15 protein-coding genes are annotated in these 16,537 nt (G+C 38.5%); 1 reads left to right on the top strand and 14 read right to left on the bottom strand.

All coding sequences use genetic code 11. From position 1 onward, the window contains the following. Window positions 1-70: 70 nt before the first annotated feature. The 12 genes from ACQKOG_RS07740 to prsW form a co-directional block, all read right to left on the bottom strand. Window positions 71-343 (bottom strand): HU family DNA-binding protein, encoded by a 273-nt coding sequence (locus ACQKOG_RS07740; protein WP_004232618.1) that lies wholly within the window; start codon window positions 341-343, stop codon window positions 71-73. 199 nt (window positions 344-542) lie between these two features. Then, window positions 543-2,021 carry a stage IV sporulation protein A gene (gene spoIVA, locus ACQKOG_RS07735; protein ID WP_370075917.1) on the bottom strand — a complete coding sequence of 493 codons (1,479 nt, stop codon included), beginning with the start codon at window positions 2,019-2,021 and terminating at the stop codon, window positions 543-545. Between the two features lie 91 nt (window positions 2,022-2,112). Further along, a complete protein-coding gene (locus tag ACQKOG_RS07730; protein ID WP_370075919.1) occupies window positions 2,113-2,904 on the bottom strand; it encodes a hypothetical protein in 792 nt (263 codons plus the stop codon). A 25-nt stretch (window positions 2,905-2,929) separates the two neighbouring features. Further along, window positions 2,930-3,139, bottom strand: a complete 210-nt coding sequence (locus ACQKOG_RS07725; RefSeq protein WP_370075921.1) for a DUF2768 domain-containing protein — start codon at window positions 3,137-3,139, stop codon at window positions 2,930-2,932. A gap of 444 nt (window positions 3,140-3,583) precedes the next feature. After that, window positions 3,584-4,600 (bottom strand): NAD(P)H-dependent glycerol-3-phosphate dehydrogenase, encoded by a 1,017-nt coding sequence (locus tag ACQKOG_RS07720; protein ID WP_370075923.1) that lies wholly within the window; start codon window positions 4,598-4,600, stop codon window positions 3,584-3,586. A 195-nt stretch (window positions 4,601-4,795) separates the two neighbouring features. After that, window positions 4,796-6,106, bottom strand: coding sequence for a ribosome biogenesis GTPase Der (der, locus tag ACQKOG_RS07715; protein WP_370075925.1), 1,311 nt, complete (start codon window positions 6,104-6,106; stop codon window positions 4,796-4,798). A gap of 237 nt (window positions 6,107-6,343) precedes the next feature. After that, complete coding sequence (gene rpsA / locus ACQKOG_RS07710) at window positions 6,344-7,480, bottom strand: 30S ribosomal protein S1 (RefSeq protein WP_370075927.1); 1,137 nt, start codon at window positions 7,478-7,480, stop codon at window positions 6,344-6,346. A 102-nt stretch (window positions 7,481-7,582) separates the two neighbouring features. Beyond that, window positions 7,583-8,257: a (d)CMP kinase gene (gene cmk / locus ACQKOG_RS07705; protein ID WP_415730383.1), complete on the bottom strand. Its 675-nt coding sequence runs from the start codon at window positions 8,255-8,257 to the stop codon at window positions 7,583-7,585. Window positions 8,258-8,466: 209 nt separating this feature from the next. Continuing rightward, complete coding sequence (locus ACQKOG_RS07700; RefSeq protein ID WP_427445859.1) at window positions 8,467-9,126, bottom strand: flagellar brake protein; 660 nt, start codon at window positions 9,124-9,126, stop codon at window positions 8,467-8,469. Window positions 9,127-9,210: 84 nt separating this feature from the next. Then, on the bottom strand, window positions 9,211-10,494 hold the full coding sequence (locus ACQKOG_RS07695) for a PepSY1/2 domain-containing protein (RefSeq protein WP_370075933.1): 1,284 nt from the start codon (window positions 10,492-10,494) through the stop codon (window positions 9,211-9,213). A 15-nt stretch (window positions 10,495-10,509) separates the two neighbouring features. After that, complete coding sequence (gene sleB, locus ACQKOG_RS07690; RefSeq protein ID WP_427445857.1) at window positions 10,510-11,331, bottom strand: spore cortex-lytic enzyme; 822 nt, start codon at window positions 11,329-11,331, stop codon at window positions 10,510-10,512. A gap of 519 nt (window positions 11,332-11,850) precedes the next feature. Then, a complete protein-coding gene (gene prsW, locus ACQKOG_RS07685) occupies window positions 11,851-12,525 on the bottom strand; it encodes a glutamic-type intramembrane protease PrsW (RefSeq protein ID WP_370075937.1) in 675 nt (224 codons plus the stop codon). Between the two features lie 358 nt (window positions 12,526-12,883). Here prsW and ACQKOG_RS07680 point away from each other — a divergent pair, with 358 nt between their 5' ends. After that, window positions 12,884-13,852 carry an asparaginase gene (locus ACQKOG_RS07680; protein WP_370075939.1) on the top strand — a complete coding sequence of 323 codons (969 nt, stop codon included), beginning with the start codon at window positions 12,884-12,886 and terminating at the stop codon, window positions 13,850-13,852. Between the two features lie 21 nt (window positions 13,853-13,873). Here ACQKOG_RS07680 and ACQKOG_RS07675 read toward each other — a convergent pair whose 3' ends face one another. Both ACQKOG_RS07675 and ACQKOG_RS07670 read right to left on the bottom strand, forming a co-directional pair. Continuing rightward, window positions 13,874-15,415, bottom strand: a complete 1,542-nt coding sequence (locus ACQKOG_RS07675) for an aminotransferase class V-fold PLP-dependent enzyme (RefSeq protein WP_402868788.1) — start codon at window positions 15,413-15,415, stop codon at window positions 13,874-13,876. A gap of 4 nt (window positions 15,416-15,419) precedes the next feature. Next, window positions 15,420-15,980 (bottom strand): glycerol-3-phosphate acyltransferase, encoded by a 561-nt coding sequence (locus ACQKOG_RS07670; RefSeq protein ID WP_427445854.1) that lies wholly within the window; start codon window positions 15,978-15,980, stop codon window positions 15,420-15,422. Window positions 15,981-16,537: the final 557 nt, after the last annotated feature.

The following is a 16,537-nucleotide window of genomic DNA, read 5'->3' as shown; positions in this document are numbered from 1 at the left end:
AAAGAAGTTAAAAAGAGCAGCCTCCATGTCATTTACATGAAGACCGCTCTATGTAACTACTAGACGTGTATTATTTTACAGCATCTTTAAGCGCTTTACCTGGTTTGAAAGCAGGTACCTTGCTAGCAGCGATTTCGATTTCTTTACCAGTTTGTGGGTTACGACCTTTACGAGCCGCACGTTCACGTACTTCAAAGTTACCAAAACCAATTAATTGTACTTTGTCACCCTTTGCAAGAGCATCTTGAATTGTATCAAATACAGCTTCAACTGCTTTAGAAGCGTCTTTTTTAGAAAGACCTGCAGCTTCAGCAACAGAGTTTACTAATTCTGTTTTATTCACACCATTCACCTCCTCTCAAAGGGTCATGAACCAATTCTGTAAAAAGATTAACACATTGAAAACCGCTACGCAACTGTATTCATACATGATTATAACCAAAAAATGCGTTTTTCACCCAAAAAACAAAAATAACAGGACTTTTCGCATAAAAACGAAGAGCCCTGTAGTAATTTTTTGTGCTTTATTTTTCATTTTTTCACTACAAAATAAATGTAACTAATCCTCTATCCCCTTCATTCACCATACGTTCAATTGTTTGTCGCATCCGTTTTTTGGCTGTCGCTGGAACGGCATCCATTTTATAGCGTATTCCTTCTTTTAACACTTCATGTAGCGGAGTTCCAAAAAGTTGTGTACTCCATAAAGCTTCACGATCATGTAAATAGGCATGATTTAAATCCTTAAGTAATTGTTGACTATGGAATTCAGAGCCAATTAGTGGCGCGAATTCTGATTCCATATCTACACGAATGATATGGTATGATGGCGCTTTTGCCTTCATACGCACACCATAGAAATTATTTTGTTTAATGAGCTCTGGTGCTGTTGGCTCAAACTCCTGCATCATCGGCAATGTTACGCCATAACCTTTCGAATCTGCTTCACTAATAGCAGTTTTAAAGCGTTTTTGCGCCTCTTTTGCTTCTGCTGCCTCTTTAATAAATAGTAGCCAATCTCGCTTCGTCTCAATCGGCTCATCTAGCCATTCATTGCAAACCGACTTATATAGCTCACCTTGCAATGACACCCGAATAACTGCGGTCCCAACACCAGCATCCACATGCACCACTTCACTCTGGTCAATAAAATCAATGGCTTTAAAGGCATCTGATGCCTGCTGTACATCTCTAATTTTCATAATAGATGACAACACTTCTTCCATCGAATCAATTAATGCAACATTCAATGGGTGTGTTGCATCTAAAACATCTAACCAATCTGGTTTTTCCACTTCAATTGTTCGAATTGGAAATTCAAATAATGCTTCTTGCAAAATATACTGAATATCAGATGCACGCATTTGATCAATTGAAGTAGCAATTACTGGAACATTATAGCGCTCAAATAACTCATTTCGAAGCTGTACCGTTTCCTCTCGTGCTGGCATTTGGCAATTTAATACAATAACGAAAGGTTTTCCAATATCCATTAATTGTTCTACAATTTCCTCTTCAGCCTTTTCTGCCGCACGACGACTTATACCATTTACCGTGCCATCTGTTGTTACAACAATTCCAATATTGGCATGGTCACGAATAACTTTATCTGTGCCTATTTTCGCGGCTTCTTGGAAGGGGATAGGCTCTGTATGCCAAGGTGTATGCACATATTTCGGCCCATTTTCATCCTCATAGCCCTTTGTACCTTCAATGATATACCCAACGCAATCTGCTAAACGAATTTGAAATGACATTTCATCATCACCGACCGCGATACGTGTTGCTTGGGCAGGCACAAACTTCGGCTCAGCAGTCATAATGACTGGCCCCGGCGAACTTTGTGGCAACTCGTCTTGTGCACGCATTCTTTCTGTATCATCCACAATATTTGGTAACACGACCGCTTCCATAACCTTTTTTACAAATGTTGATTTACCTACACGTACTGGACCGACAACACCAATATAAACATCGCCATTTGTGCGCTCTGCAATTTCTCTAAATACTGCTTCACTCAAGGTTTCTGCCTCCTTTATCTACGCTTTTTCACTATATGCGAGCTGATAGATAAATATGAAAAGCTCCTCACAAATGTAAGGAGCTTAGTAACTAATCTTTTTTATTTTTGGATTCAGACTCTTGAATTGCTTTTTCTCTAGCTTTTTCTCTAGCTTTTTTTGCGTCACTATTATAGGCGTCCATAAAATAAATTGGCTCACCTTTTTCATCTACTGTATATGGTAAAGAATAAGCTGGTACTACTGGATATTTATCTACAAGTAGCTGACGAATATCATCTCCAGGCTTCACATTAGGCTTGTCTTCCTTTAGTAGTTGACCCAAATCGATTGAATAGTCCACATGCATTTCACCATCGCCTGTCATAAATATTGGTAATTCGGCACCAGAATAGGGGCTTTTCACAGTTACATCTGTTTTATAGCCCAATTCTTCAAAGTTAATTTGATATACATTATCAGAAGTCGCACCCTTTATCGGTAAATATTGGGTAGCAAGTTTTTGAATATTAATTTCACGAATTCGCTCTGCCGCATTTAAATCTACCAATTTTACTTTAGCTTCATTCTCAGGATCCCAAATAATATACTGGAAAATCCCACCCTTTTCATAGGCGTTCCCTGGAATTTGTGCAAGATATTTAGGCATTAGTCTTTCAAAATCAATTAAATATTTTATATATATATCTGTATCTAGCTCGCTATTTTTAATTGGAACTAGGCCTCCAGTTGCTTCACGGTATTCATCAACCGCACGCTGAACAGCAGCTAACTGGTCAGCATCAGGTACTAATTTCGCCCTTTTTTCATCCTCTGGATATGCACAACCTACTAGAAGCACTGCGGTTACGATTACCAAAAGAAAAGCACTTAGTTTTTTCATGTCACTTCCACCTCATCATTTTTTATCATGGCCATGTTGCTACAATTAGTACCATTAAAAATGTGCCAAGTCCAAACAGTATGTATGCAATTAAATTTACGATTGTACGTAAAAAAACGTTCGAAACCTTATTACGAGCTAAATAAATTAACCCGACAGATATAATCATAAAGCCGATACAATAAAATGATACCCACATTACATCAAGCGCAGGCAAATGTTTTAACGGACCCATTTAAGACAACCACCTTTCTTTAACGTCTCGAAACAATCAAAGTATATTATACTATGTGCTTTCGCTAAAAAGAAATAGTTGTCCTATAACTATCAATCAATTATGCCTCGGCATAATTGCGTCCGGAATCGCCTTTGTGCTTGCACAAAGAACTCCTTTTCGATTCCGTGACATCCGCCGGAGGCTTTAACTTCTTTCAGCGGGTGTTTGGACACTCTCTGAAAAGTAGCTTAAATCCGCATCATACCACCACCTACTGAGGTAGGAGACATCTGCTGAAAGAAGTTAAATGGACAACCTTTATAATTTTATAGATTATTCCATTAGAAGCACACAATAAGGTGTCTCAGTTATTTACTGAGACACCTTATTTATGTCCATTTTATGACAAACCTTATAGATCAGGTATAATGATTACCTATTTTACTCTACAAATATATATTATCAATATATCATGTCATCGATTTCTCGCTTTTTCATACGCATCATTAATGCATCAACCGCTACTTTCGGTTCTATATCACTAAATAGAACACTATATAGCTCAGTAGTTATTGGCATAGCAACATCATATTTCTCTGCTAGTTGATAGGCAGCTTTTGTTGTGCGAACCCCTTCAACAACCATGCCCATTTGGTCTAGTACCTCTGGCAGTTTCATTCCTTGCCCCAGTAAATTACCCGCGCGCCAATTACGAGAGTGCACACTTGTACATGTTACAATTAAGTCTCCCATGCCTGTAAGTCCTGAGAATGTAAATGGATTCCCCCCCATTTTAACACCAAGACGTGAAATCTCAGCTAATCCTCGAGTAATTAGTGCTGCTTTGGCATTATCACCATAATTTAAGCCGTCTGAAATACCCGCAGCTAATGCGATTACGTTTTTTAAGGCGCCACCTATTTCTACGCCAATCACATCTTTGTTTGTGTAGACGCGGAAAAATTGATTCATAAATAAATCCTGTACTTTTTCTGCGGCTTCAATGCTTGCACAAGCGGCTGTAACAGTTGTCGGGTGGTGTAAGACAACTTCCTCTGCATGACTTGGACCTGAAAGTACAACAATCTCTTCTACACATTCAGCTGGTAGACTTTCTGCCAGAATTTCTGAAATTCGTTTTAATGTATCAGGCTCGATCCCCTTCGAAACATGAACAAACAGTACTTTTTTATCGAGTTCTGCTATCATTTTTTCACATACTTCTCGAATAGCCTTAGTAGGCACGGCTACGACAATTGTCTCCGAATGAGCAACTGCCTTAGCAATATCGCTTGTCGCATACAAATTTGTCGGTAGTACCGTTTCAGGTAAATACTTCCTATTTGTATGCAGGTTGTTAATTTCTTCAGCTTGATCTGTTCGATGAGTCCATAGAAGTGTATCATGCCCATTTTCTGCAAGCACCATCGCAAGCGCTGAACCCCATGAGCCTGCCCCTAACACACAAACTTTTTCCATTCAAAAACCTCCCTTGTTTTGAAAAGACAATTCACTCCTATTAGTTACAAAAAATGCTAGAGAAAGGCTTATAACAGTAAAGCTTTCAAAGCAATCTTATTAGTAGACATTAGAAAAATTATTCTTTCCTCTCTTGTAAAAAGACGCCACCCAACAATAATTGTCGGGTTGGCGTATTGTATGTGTATATTTTTCCTAAGCACGAGCACGGGTAATTAAACGAATTGGCGTTCCTTCAAAATCAAATGTTTCTCGAATACGATTTTCTAAAAATCGTTCATAAGAGAAATGCATTAGCTCTGGCTCATTAACAAACACCACAAAAGTAGGTGGCTGTATCGCAACTTGGGTAGCATAGTAGATGCGAAGACGGCGGCCTTTATCAGTTGGTGCTGGGTTGCGTGCCACTGCATCCTCAATCACTTCATTAAGGATAGATGATTGAATACGCATTGCATGGTTCTCACTTACACGTTGTATAATCGGTAAAATTTGATGTACACGTTGCTTTGTATTGGCCGAAACAAAAATAATTGGTGCGTAGTCTAAGAATAAGAAATGCTCGCGAATTTGTTGTGTAAAGACGTTCATTGTTTTTTCGTCTTTTTCAACAGCATCCCATTTATTAACAACAATAACAATAGCTTTTCCTGCTTCGTGCGCATAGCCTGCAATTTTTTTATCTTGCTCTTGGATGCCTTCTTCTGCATTAAGAACAACTAAAACAACATCAGAGCGTTCAATTGCACGTAACGCACGCAATACAGAGTATTTCTCTGTCGTTTCGTATACTTTTCCTTTTTTACGCATACCGGCAGTATCAATAATGACATATTCCTGTCCATCATACTCATAAGGCGTGTCAATAGCATCTCGAGTAGTACCCGCTATATTACTAACAATTACGCGGTCTTGGCCTAAAAATGCATTTACTAACGAAGATTTCCCCACATTTGGACGACCAATTAACGAGAATTTAATAACTTCGTCCCCATATTGATCTTCATCTTCCTTAGGGAAATGTTTTGCACATTCATCCAATAAATCCCCTAAGCCTAAGCCGTGAGAACCAGAAATTGGCCAAGGTTCACCAAAGCCAAGCGCATAGAAATCATAAATCATCTCACGCATGTCCGGGTTATCAATTTTATTCACTGCTAAAACGACCGGTTTTTTTGTTTTGTATAAAATTTTTGCTACTTGCTCATCAGCAGCTGTTACACCTTCACGGCCATTTGTCATAAAGACAATAACGTCCGCCTCATCAATGGCAATCTCTGCTTGTTGACGAATTTGTTCTAAAAACGGTTCGTCCCCAATCTCAATACCACCTGTATCAATAATATTAAAATCATGTGCTAACCACTCTGCCGAACTATAAATACGGTCGCGTGTAACTCCTGGAATGTCTTCCACAATCGATACACGTTCTCCAACGATACGATTAAAAATCGTCGACTTACCTACGTTCGGACGACCTACGATGGCTACTACTGGTTTCGTCATCTGTACTTCATCCTTCCAACTTCTTGTCTTTCGCTATTATACACGAAAAATGCCATTATATCATATCATATCCATAAACGAGCGCGCTATGTACCGTTCTATTCATCTCTCTGGTATTTTTTTCATCATTTCCTCTTAAATTTGGTGGTTCGATGTGGCTCTTTGGCTCTTTGACTCTTCTATCTATTTTCCTCCATAAAAAAGCGAGGACACAAACTGCATCCTCGCATGTCTAGTTTATTTAAAATTTTTCAGTTTATCGCCAATGACATCACCGAAAGAGAAGCCTGTGTTTTCTTCTGGTAATTCATAGTCGACTACTTCCTCTGCCTCAGGGTTTTCAAGTAAATCCTTAATACTTAATGCTAAGCGACCTTCTTCAGCATTAACGTCAAGCACTTTTACTTGTACATCTTGTCCCTCTTTTAGCGCTTCGTGTGGCGTGTTAATATGCTTATGCGCGATTTGTGAAATATGCACTAAACCTTCTACACCTGGGAAAACTTCAACAAATGCTCCAAATGAAGTAAGACGTTTTACTTTTCCATCTAGCACTGTTCCTTTAGCTGCACGCTCTTCGATGTTCGACCAAGGACCAGGAATCGTTTCTTTAATGGATAGCGAAATACGCTCATTTTCTGGGTCTACAGAAAGAACTTTTACCTTCACCTCTTGTCCTTCCGATAAAACCTCGCTCACATCACTCACATGCTCATGAGACACTTGTGAAATATGCACAAGGCCATCAATACCACCAAGGTCAATAAATGCACCAAATGATGCGATACGCTGTACTTTACCATCTAAAACATCGCCAGTTTTAATTTGATTAATAACATCTTTCTTTTGAGAAGCTTTTTCAGCTTCCACTACAGCACGATGTGATAAAATCAAGCGATTTTTTTCTTTATCTAGCTCAACAATTTTAAAGCTAAGAGATTTACCTTTATAGTCTTCAAAATCATCAACAAAGTGGTCTTCTACTAGGGATGCTGGAACGAAGCCACGTACTCCTAAATCAACGACAAGACCGCCTTTAACAATATCTTTTACTTCCGCTTCGAAAATTTCCTCAGCGTTGAATTGTTGTTCAAGTGTATCCCATGCTTTTACAGCATCTACTTTGCGTTTTGATAATACATAGTTTTCTTCTTCAACTTTTGTAATCATCAACTCTAACTCATCTCCAACAGAAATTACGTCAGACGCTTTTTCAATGTGTAAGCTTGATAATTCACTTATTGGTACAATACCGTCAAATGGTGCACCTGGAATTGAAACAGTTACCGCTTTTTCATCAACTTGCTCTGCAATACCTTTGACGATATCACCTTCGTTAAACGTTTGTTCTGCATAGTTCATTTCTTCAGACATATGTAACCCTCCTTCGCATCTTCCCTTACTATTTTATTCGAAATTGAAGATAAAGACAAAAATAAATCCTTTAAATTCAAAAAATGTCTGAAATTTTAGGATTTACACCATTTTTTCTTGCGCTAATTTTAAAATGGCCTGTGCTGCTTCATCAATTGACAATGCTGTCGTATCTAAAAATACGGCATTTTCCGCTTGAATTAGTGGCGATGCTTCACGCTCGCTATCCATTTTATCGCGCAGGGCAATTTCTTCTTGAAGCTTTTCAATAGAAGATTCGATTCCTCGTTTTTGATTGTCCATAAAACGACGTCTTGCTCTCTCTTCTACAGTTGCGGACATAAAAATTTTTAGTTCTGCAGTCTTTAATACATGCGTAGCAATATCGCGCCCATCCATAACAACACCACCATTAGCCGCAAGCTTTTGTTGCTGTGCTACTAATAGTTCACGTACTTTAGCATGTGCCGCTACTTGTGAAACAGATGAAGTTACCTCATTAGATCGAATTTCTGCCGACACGTTCTTCCCGTCTAAAAAGACAAGTTGTCCTTCAGCAGAAGGCTTTAATTCAATTGTGCTGGATGCTAGCATTTCTGCTAATTTTGTTTCATCATCTAAATGTATGTTTTGTTGCATTGCTTTATACGTCACAGCACGATACATAGCACCTGTGTCGATATAAGTAAATCCAAGTGCCTCTGCAACAATTTTCGCGATTGTGCTTTTCCCAGCACCAGCCGGTCCATCAATCGCAATTTGAATGTTTTTCTTCATATTTTCCCCTACTTTCTAACACACCATATTGTATCATAAAAAAGCCCTCTTTAAGCAGAGGGCTTTCTGAAATCAAAATACTACTTGATTTGAAGGTAATGTAAACTCCCTACAGAAATTTCATGGAATTTCCTACTCACCAATAGAGGTTGGGAAGACCAATCAATTATGCCACGGCATAATTGCGTCCAGAATCGGCTTTGTAAAAATCAAGCATCAAAAGGATTTATTTCTTTACGACGATTCACTAATTGACGTTCAAAACAGAAACGAACAATATGCTGTTGGTCTACATCATCGGTATCTGTTAGTTGAATAGTTGCAATTTTTTTATCATCTTTTTCGTATATACGAACAACCATCGCGTCTGTGACCACGTATTTTACATCCCCATTGGCATATGGTAAAACGATTGTTAGCTGAACCTCATCACCATCTTGGAAAGCAATTGTCCCTTTCAAGATCACTGCCAAACCACCTGCGCTAATGTCCGATGTTACTAGCTGATATTTGTAATCCTTAAACTTTATCGCTACATCCACAGGCGTTTCCACACGTACATATTCACGACGTTGAATTTTGATAAAGTCATCTGCCTGTGGACAATGCAACATAATCATAGGTATATTACCAGCTTTACGTCCAATCACTTCAGTATTGAAAGCAAATGATTGTTTATCCTCCGTGCGAAAAGTTGCTCTAAATTCAGAACCATCTATTAAAAAAGCTGTTTTCTTTGTGGCAACATTTATTGGATAATCGATATAAACAATATTTTCTTTTTGTTCTACAACTTTACAGCGGAATTTTTCAACACTCTCTGTATAAGTTGGTTCTAGTTCTAATTGTGTACCAATTTTTATTTCCATGAGCATCTCCCCGAACACAAATATACATTTATTATCGCACGAGATGCCCAATTTGGCTATATAGACTGGTAGTTTTTTCTTATATTAAGTTAAATATTCCACTTTTAAAACATTGTGATTTTCAGCGTCAATAACAATTCGGAATGTTTCTTGCGCGTTTTTATCACGGACCGCAATTACCTCATAACAAAGACGTTGTTCAAATGAGCCGTTATCTGTATAAATATTTTTCACTTCTTGTACTTTCACATCATCATCGAAGAAAGTTCTCCAATCAATTGGTTTTGGAGTTTGTGGTTTAATCGTCTCTGCCTGAATATATTCCATCGCATTTGCACCAAGTAACTCGCCTGTATCCTTAGCAAGTTTCAATTGCACCCCATCTGCATAAATCAATGCATTATCGCCAGGGTGAACACGTGCAAATGTCACATGCCACGCTTGATGGTTTTCACGAGATTCCACAAATGCAACATCATTCATCCCAAGTCGTTTTACATATTCTTCAGCTTTGTTCATGATTTCATCTTGTGATAGCCTTGCTTCATCTACTGGACGTTCCACTAAATAGGATATTAAATGTCCACCCTTTTCTGTTAGATCGACATATCCTAAACGAATATCTTGGTGGAATTGGATATGATAAAACGGATATGGTGCAGTATCGCTACTTTTCGTCACAGTAAATGTTGCATCTTTTATGATAGGGAATAATTGTTTTACTTTTTCCAATGCTTCTTTTTCAGTAATGACTGAATCTTGTAATGCTTTAAGATCTATTTTTTTCTGCCAATCTGATTCGCTTAATGTAAGCGGGAAGTCTTTTTCACTGTAACCCTTTAATGTCTTTTGTACATTATCAAAAGTCGTATTTGGGTTTTTCGTATCTACTTGTCTTAACCAAACATCCATTTTACCGTTATTTTTATAAAAATCTACTGTTGCAGCTGACCATTCATCTGAAAGTGATTGTAAATTCGTTGAGACTTGTGGCATTTTTTCTCGCCAAGCTTTATAATCACCAGTTTTAGATGTTTTCTTTGCCTCATCTCCTAGACGTCCTAAGTAACTTAGCCAGTCGTTCGACATTTCCTGCCCGATAGGAATATTCGACATGGAAGATCGAACGTCAGAGCTTAGTCGCCAAACGGAATCTAACTCATTGTGAATGGCATTGTCATCCCGAAACAATAGAGATTGTGAAACTGCTTGTTGTAGATGAGATAATTTCTCGGATGCATCCGTTAAATTATCTGTGTACTGAGCTAGCACAGTACGTTGTAAACTTGCATTTTTTCCGTGCATATTAATGCTATATGCCCCTAATCCAATAACTGCCGCAGTGAGTATAACGAGCATAGTTCTCATTTTTTTCCTCCTTTCTTATGAACAGAAAATATGTTCTCCAATTCGTTTAATTTGAGGTCGTGACCAAATCCACTTACTTGTTGCTGTTTTCGGATTAAAATAATACAGTGCATTTTCCGAAGGATCCCATCCATTCATAGCATCAAGAACTGCTTCTTTTGCACGTTCATTTGGTTCAAGCCAAATTTGCCCATCTGCCACTGCAGTAAATGCTAGTGGTTGGAAAATAATACCTGAAATAGTATTTGGGAATTCAGGACTTTCCAAACGATTTAAAATAACAGCCGCTACAGCCACTTGACCTTCATAAGGCTCTCCCCTAGCTTCACCATAAACCGCATTCGCTATTAACTGTACATCTCTGTCAGTATACTTTGGAGGTACTTGAGTTTTAGTCCCATTATTATTAGTACTGCCACTACTTTTACCTCCTCCTCCACCGCCACCAGTGTTTGTTTTCACTTGCTGTTCAAGTGGCGTTCCACCATAATAAGTAAATTGATTTCCTGCATTTAATTGCTCTTTTACCCATCCTTCATCGTAATCTGAATAACCCGATAAAGTTTTTTTAGTTTTAGCACCGGCTATTCCATCTACTGGTAAACCATATTTCTCTTGGAAAATTCGTAAAGCCCAATATGTGTTATAGCCAAATTTTCCATCAATTTTACTTTTATAAAATCCTAAGTATTGTAGCCTTGCCTGTAGCTCAATTACATCATCTCCATAAGCACCACGAGAAATCTGTTGCTCGGTAAATGCAATGGCGTCATTTTGCGGAATAGCAAATATACTAATCCCCAACATCAAAGCAAAAACTATGCTTACTAAACGCATTATCATCACTCCTTTTTTTCATAGCTTGAAACAAACGACTCATTTTATACATATCAATTTTGCCTCGGCAAAATTGCGTCTGGAATCGGCTTTGTGCTTAGGCCTGCAGATGTTTTTTGCGCGAAAGCGAAGCGGCAGCGGCACCGATGCAGGTCAGTTAGCCGTTATCGCATGGATGCGATGGTTTTAGGCTAACATCCCCTAAGAACTCCTTTCCGATTCCGTGACATCCGCCGGAGGCTTTAGGCCGACACGAAGTTGGTCACTCAGTCGTTGCCACAGGACGTGGCGTTCTTAGACTGAGTTCCTTTATTTCAGCAATTTTTTTGTAGCGAAAGCGAAGCGTCAGCTACAGGTGTTTGGACACCCGCTGAAAAATAACTTAAATCCGTATTCATCTCACCACCTATAGAGGAAGAAGATTCCTATACCTGTCGCTACGCTTTCGGTACAAAGGAACATTTGCTGAAAGAAGTTAAAAATAGAAAAGCGCAGAAATCTTTTTTAGATTTCTACGCTTTATATTTTTTTATGCATATGCAAATGTTGTACTAGGTGATAGTGAGCGAGCTTGACTTTCCGTAGCCCAAACCACCACAAAAATAGCATAAAAGGGATCATTAAATATACCCAATACCCTTTGAATGATAAAATTGTATTATATAAAATGTGTAATACTACCGGTGCACATAGCGCCATAGCAATCATTTCTTTCGTCTTTGCAAGCTTAGAAAACTTGGCACGTCCATAATAATAGCCCATTACAACACCGAACAAAGCATGACTCGATACAGGTAATAATGCACGCATAAATGCAGTATTCAAACCGAAAGAAAATAAATAAAGCACATTTTCTATCGTAGCAAAACCAAGAGATATACTTGCACCATACAGTATGCCATCATAAGGATCATCGAATTCTACATGATTGTAGATTGCGATCAAAAGAACAAACCATTTAAAAAACTCTTCAACTACACTAGAAAAAACTACATCTTGTAGATAAAGATAACGAAAGACCCCTTCCTCTGTTAGTACATATTGTAAGAACAAGATTGGGAACGTTAAAAATGCGCCATACAAAAACGTTTGAAGTAAGGTTTTTCTTGGCTCCGTTGCCATCTGATTGCGCAAATAAAAGTAACTAAAAAGCGCTAGACCGGGAGCAATGGCAGCTGATAATAAAATGATCATGATGCCGGCTCCTTTCAAAAAATCAATTTCGCCTTGACATATTTATGTTAAGATTTTAAAATTCGTGACATCCTTCTAAAGTATTAACAAATATTTTCTGCGCAAAAGCGAAGCGACAGCGCATAATGTTGGTTAACTTTGGCGTTTTCAAAGGATGTAAAATTCCATATCCTAAGTTTATCTTTATCTACCGAATATTGGACACCTGCATAAAAAATATATCCGTATAGCTCAGGTGGAAAACTTATTAGACTTAAGCTTCCGTTTTCGACAATAAATATCTATTACATGAAGATAAACTGCTATTATTATACCATGATATGACATAAAACTTTTTAAAAGGAGATAAATATTTTTTATGAAAAAAACAATTTTATTAATTCATACAGGTGGAACAATTTCTATGGCGATGAGTGATGAAGGTGCCGTTATGCCAAACAAGGAAAATCCTCTAATGAAGGAGAGCAGTAAACTTGATGCACTTGCCACAATTATTGAAATGGAGGCTTTTAACCTCCCATCACCACATATTACACAAAAAGAAATGCTTAAATTACGTAATCTTATAATCAAAAAAGTTGCAGAGGAGAAAATTGATGGCGTTGTTATCACTCATGGTACTGATACATTAGAAGAAACAGCTTATTTTTTAGAGTTAACGACTGATTTATCAATTCCTATTGTCTTAACAGGTGCAATGCGCTCCTCAAACGAACTCGGTGCAGACGGTATTTATAATTTAGTAGAAGCCGTTCGTGTGGCCGTTGATGAAGAAGCTCGAGAGAAAGGTGTGCTTGTTGTCATGAATGACGAGGTCCACCTTGCTGTTAACACTACAAAAACAAGCACTAGTTCGGTAAATACCTTTCAGTCACCTCAATATGGCCCGATTGGACTTATTACAAAATCAAGAATATTATTTCATCATGCCCCTCTCCGCCGTCAATATGTAGAAATTGATGGATTATCAAAACGAGTAGCCATGCTGAAAGTGTATGCTGGTATGGAGGATGACTTACTTAATGTAGTACTCGCATGTAAATACGATGGCGTTGTGTTAGAAGGCCTTGGACAAGGCAACGTCCCTCCAACAGTTGTTAAAGGTATTGAAAGTCTTTTAGAGCGCGGTATTCCTGTTATACTCGTATCCCGTTGTTTTAATGGTATCGCAGAAGGAGTTTATGGCTATGTTGGCGGTGGCAAAATGCTCGAAGACTTAGGAGCTATATTTGCAACTGGTATCAATGGTCAAAAGGCGCGACTAAAATTATTAATTGGGCTCAACAAAGTAGAAACTCCTCTTGATTTAAAGGAATTTTTCATGTAAGACTATTGTATTCAATTAGGCTTATGCCTCTACAATTTGCTTATAATAATTCAAGATTTTATGTAAATGATGGATTGCTATCTCAAAGTCCGGTTGAATAACAGAGAGCTGTATGAAATCTCTTTGACGTAAGTATTGACTATCTGCATGAACATAATAACCATTTAAATTTAAATCACTCTGTAGATTTGCCAAAGTCTTAGGAAGTTGTAAAGTGACCAACATCGGATACGGTCTAGTTGAAACTTGGTAGTGCATAAATGGTAGTTGCAGTAATGTTTTAAAACGTTGCTGTAACTGTCCATATCTTTCTGGATATGCTTGTAATGCTGCAGTAACATTTGCAACAAGTACTGCTGGTAATGTAAATGGAATCTCACCTTGCTGGTAAATAGCTAAATCGAGATAAGCAGGTAATGTTGAAGAAGATTTCACAATGTTTTGCGAAAAAACAAAAGCCAAACCACTGAGCGCACCAATTGCTTTTCCACTCACCGCAGTCGCTAAATAACAATCTTTTAAAGAAAATGGCATTGCTCCGAAAGAACTAATGCTATCAATGCAAAGCTTAATATTATATCGCTTTGTAAGCTGTAAAATTTCCTTAATATCATTACAAGTACCAGTCGACGTTTCTCCATGCACTGCAAGAAGCCATTGATAAGATCTTTTTTGCAAATAAGCGTCCAAAATATTTGTATCAAAGGAACTTCCCCAATCTTGCTCCATTACATCAAAATCCAATGACCATCTCTCTGCTTGCTTCCGAAGACGTTCTCCAAACTCTCCATTTGTTAAAATTAGTCCACGCCCTAATTGTTGAGCCTTCAATTGCCCGAGCATAACTTCATTTGCCAATGTCCCAGTCCCTACAATTGTAGCTACATGCTCCGCTCCTGATAATTGAAGCAACTTATTTCTCATTTGCTCAAATAATGATTGAAAGCCTAATGAACGATGAGAAAGCTCTGAATACATAAATGGTTCTCTTTGTTTCACTGGACCTGGATAAAAAGTATGGCACTCCTTCGCAAGTCTTTGCTGTAAAGATTTTTCAAACTGCTGTCTAGTTAATACCATTGGTAAAAATAAAGCACCCTCTGTCCCTGTAGCAGGTGCAAATTGGGTAAAGCCCATTTGCTTATACAGCTTCTCTTCACGAGTAGTACCTGAGATAACCGCTGCCGAATAACCTTTTTCATACGCAAAAGCAGTCAATGCCTGCGTCAATTTCAGCAGTACTCTTCCTGTTCGGTAAGCCTTCTTAACGGCAAGCAATCTAATTTCACATAGCTTAGTACTAATCTCTTTTGATAAATACTGCTCAACCTTTCCTATCTTTTCATCAATTGAGAACGGCCTCTGATCTCTAAATGCAAGCATGCCTATAAGTTCTATTCCTTTATAAACAACAATATACGTATTTTCATGATGAAAACGGTCAACTTTTTTCCTTTCAGAGTTTGGTTTATGCTGTGGAATTTCTTCGACAAAGGTTTCATAATTTAATCGTGCAATTTCCTCAAACTCCACTTCTGTATGCGCAATTTTACACCAATACATATAATCACTTCCTTCTCTCTAAAGACTCTTTAATATTCGACATATGTTTAATAAGCATAAAACTTATTGCTACTAGTATCGGTATGTATAACAGTATTTTATCTGTATAAACAATCGCTCCAACATATAAAACAAAGCCACCTAACATACTAAGTGTTAAACTTCTAGTTACACCAAGCGTAATAGCTGTCCCTACAACCATCATGAAAAATAAGCTCGGAGATAATGTCAGACCTACACCTATAAAAGTTACTACTCCTTTTCCCCCATTAAACTTAAGCCAAAACGGAAACATATGACCAAGCATGCCCAAACTAGCGCCTAACACAATTACCCATTCTTCGAAATGCAATAAACGCCCTACACCAACAATGAGCGCACCTTTTAAAGAGTCCCCTAAAAAAGTCCATAGAAAAGCACCTTTCCCAATCACACTACCAGCATTTCTAGCCCCTAAGTTTCTACTTCTTTCTTCCTGTAAATTAACACCATATGCTTTTCCAACGACATACGCCGTCATAAAGTTCCCTGTAATATAACTAAGAATCCAATATAATCCAAGCATTCTTTCACACCTTTTTTTCTCAACTTCCATTAGAGAAATTATGTATTAACACCTTAACGCGGGGGTGATTTCCTTACGACTGGGCGCTTTCCTGGAGGCATTCGATGAGCGATTCGTTCTCTTTCCGTCGCTCTGGCCCTTCTATCCGTCGCTGTGACCCTTCTATCCGTCGATTCAATCTCTTTCCGTCGTTCTTGCCCTTCTATCCGTCGATTCAGCTCTTTCATCCGTCGCTTTGGCCCTTCTATCCGCCGATTCGTTCTCTTTCCGTCGCTTCGTTCTCTTTCCGTCGCTCTGGCCCTTCTATCCGTCGCTTCGGCTCTTTCATCCGTCGCTCTGGCTCTTCTATCCGTCGCTTCGTTCTCTTTCCGTCGCTCTTGCCCTTCTATCCGTCGCTTCGACTCTTTCATCCGTCGCTTTGGCCCTTCTATCCGCCGATTCGTTCTCTTTCCGTCGTTTTGGCCCTTCTATCCGTCGCTTCGGCTCTTTCATCCGTCGCTCTGGCTCTTCTATCCGTCGCTTCGTTCTCTTTCCGTCGCTCTTGCCCTTCTATCCGT

Origin of the sequence: Lysinibacillus sp. NPDC093216, from assembly GCF_050280325.1 — a bacterium.
Classification (GTDB): domain Bacteria; phylum Bacillota; class Bacilli; order Bacillales_A; family Planococcaceae; genus Lysinibacillus.
The sequence above is the reverse complement of the archived record's forward strand: the minus strand, read 5'-3'. Positions and strand labels throughout refer to the sequence as shown.

What these genes read in the sequence shown, in the direction of transcription:
- ACQKOG_RS07730 (WP_370075919.1), bottom strand. Translation starts at nt 2,904, where the DNA reads ATGAAAAAACTAAGTGCTTTTCTTTTGGTAATCGTAACCGCAGTGCTT.
- ACQKOG_RS07725 (WP_370075921.1), bottom strand. Translation starts at nt 3,139, where the DNA reads ATGGGTCCGTTAAAACATTTGCCTGCGCTTGATGTAATGTGGGTATCA.
- ACQKOG_RS07720 (WP_370075923.1), bottom strand. Translation starts at nt 4,600, where the DNA reads ATGGAAAAAGTTTGTGTGTTAGGGGCAGGCTCATGGGGTTCAGCGCTT.
- der (WP_370075925.1), bottom strand. Translation starts at nt 6,106, where the DNA reads ATGACGAAACCAGTAGTAGCCATCGTAGGTCGTCCGAACGTAGGTAAG.
- rpsA (WP_370075927.1), bottom strand. Translation starts at nt 7,480, where the DNA reads ATGTCTGAAGAAATGAACTATGCAGAACAAACGTTTAACGAAGGTGAT.
- cmk (WP_415730383.1), bottom strand. Translation starts at nt 8,257, where the DNA reads ATGAAGAAAAACATTCAAATTGCGATTGATGGACCGGCTGGTGCTGGG.
- ACQKOG_RS07700 (WP_427445859.1), bottom strand. Translation starts at nt 9,126, where the DNA reads ATGGAAATAAAAATTGGTACACAATTAGAACTAGAACCAACTTATACA.
- ACQKOG_RS07695 (WP_370075933.1), bottom strand. Translation starts at nt 10,494, where the DNA reads ATGAGAACTATGCTCGTTATACTCACTGCGGCAGTTATTGGATTAGGG.
- sleB (WP_427445857.1), bottom strand. Translation starts at nt 11,331, where the DNA reads ATGCGTTTAGTAAGCATAGTTTTTGCTTTGATGTTGGGGATTAGTATA.
- prsW (WP_370075937.1), bottom strand. Translation starts at nt 12,525, where the DNA reads ATGATCATTTTATTATCAGCTGCCATTGCTCCCGGTCTAGCGCTTTTT.
- ACQKOG_RS07680 (WP_370075939.1), top strand. Translation starts at nt 12,884, where the DNA reads ATGAAAAAAACAATTTTATTAATTCATACAGGTGGAACAATTTCTATG.
- ACQKOG_RS07675 (WP_402868788.1), bottom strand. Translation starts at nt 15,415, where the DNA reads ATGTATTGGTGTAAAATTGCGCATACAGAAGTGGAGTTTGAGGAAATT.
- ACQKOG_RS07670 (WP_427445854.1), bottom strand. Translation starts at nt 15,980, where the DNA reads ATGCTTGGATTATATTGGATTCTTAGTTATATTACAGGGAACTTTATG.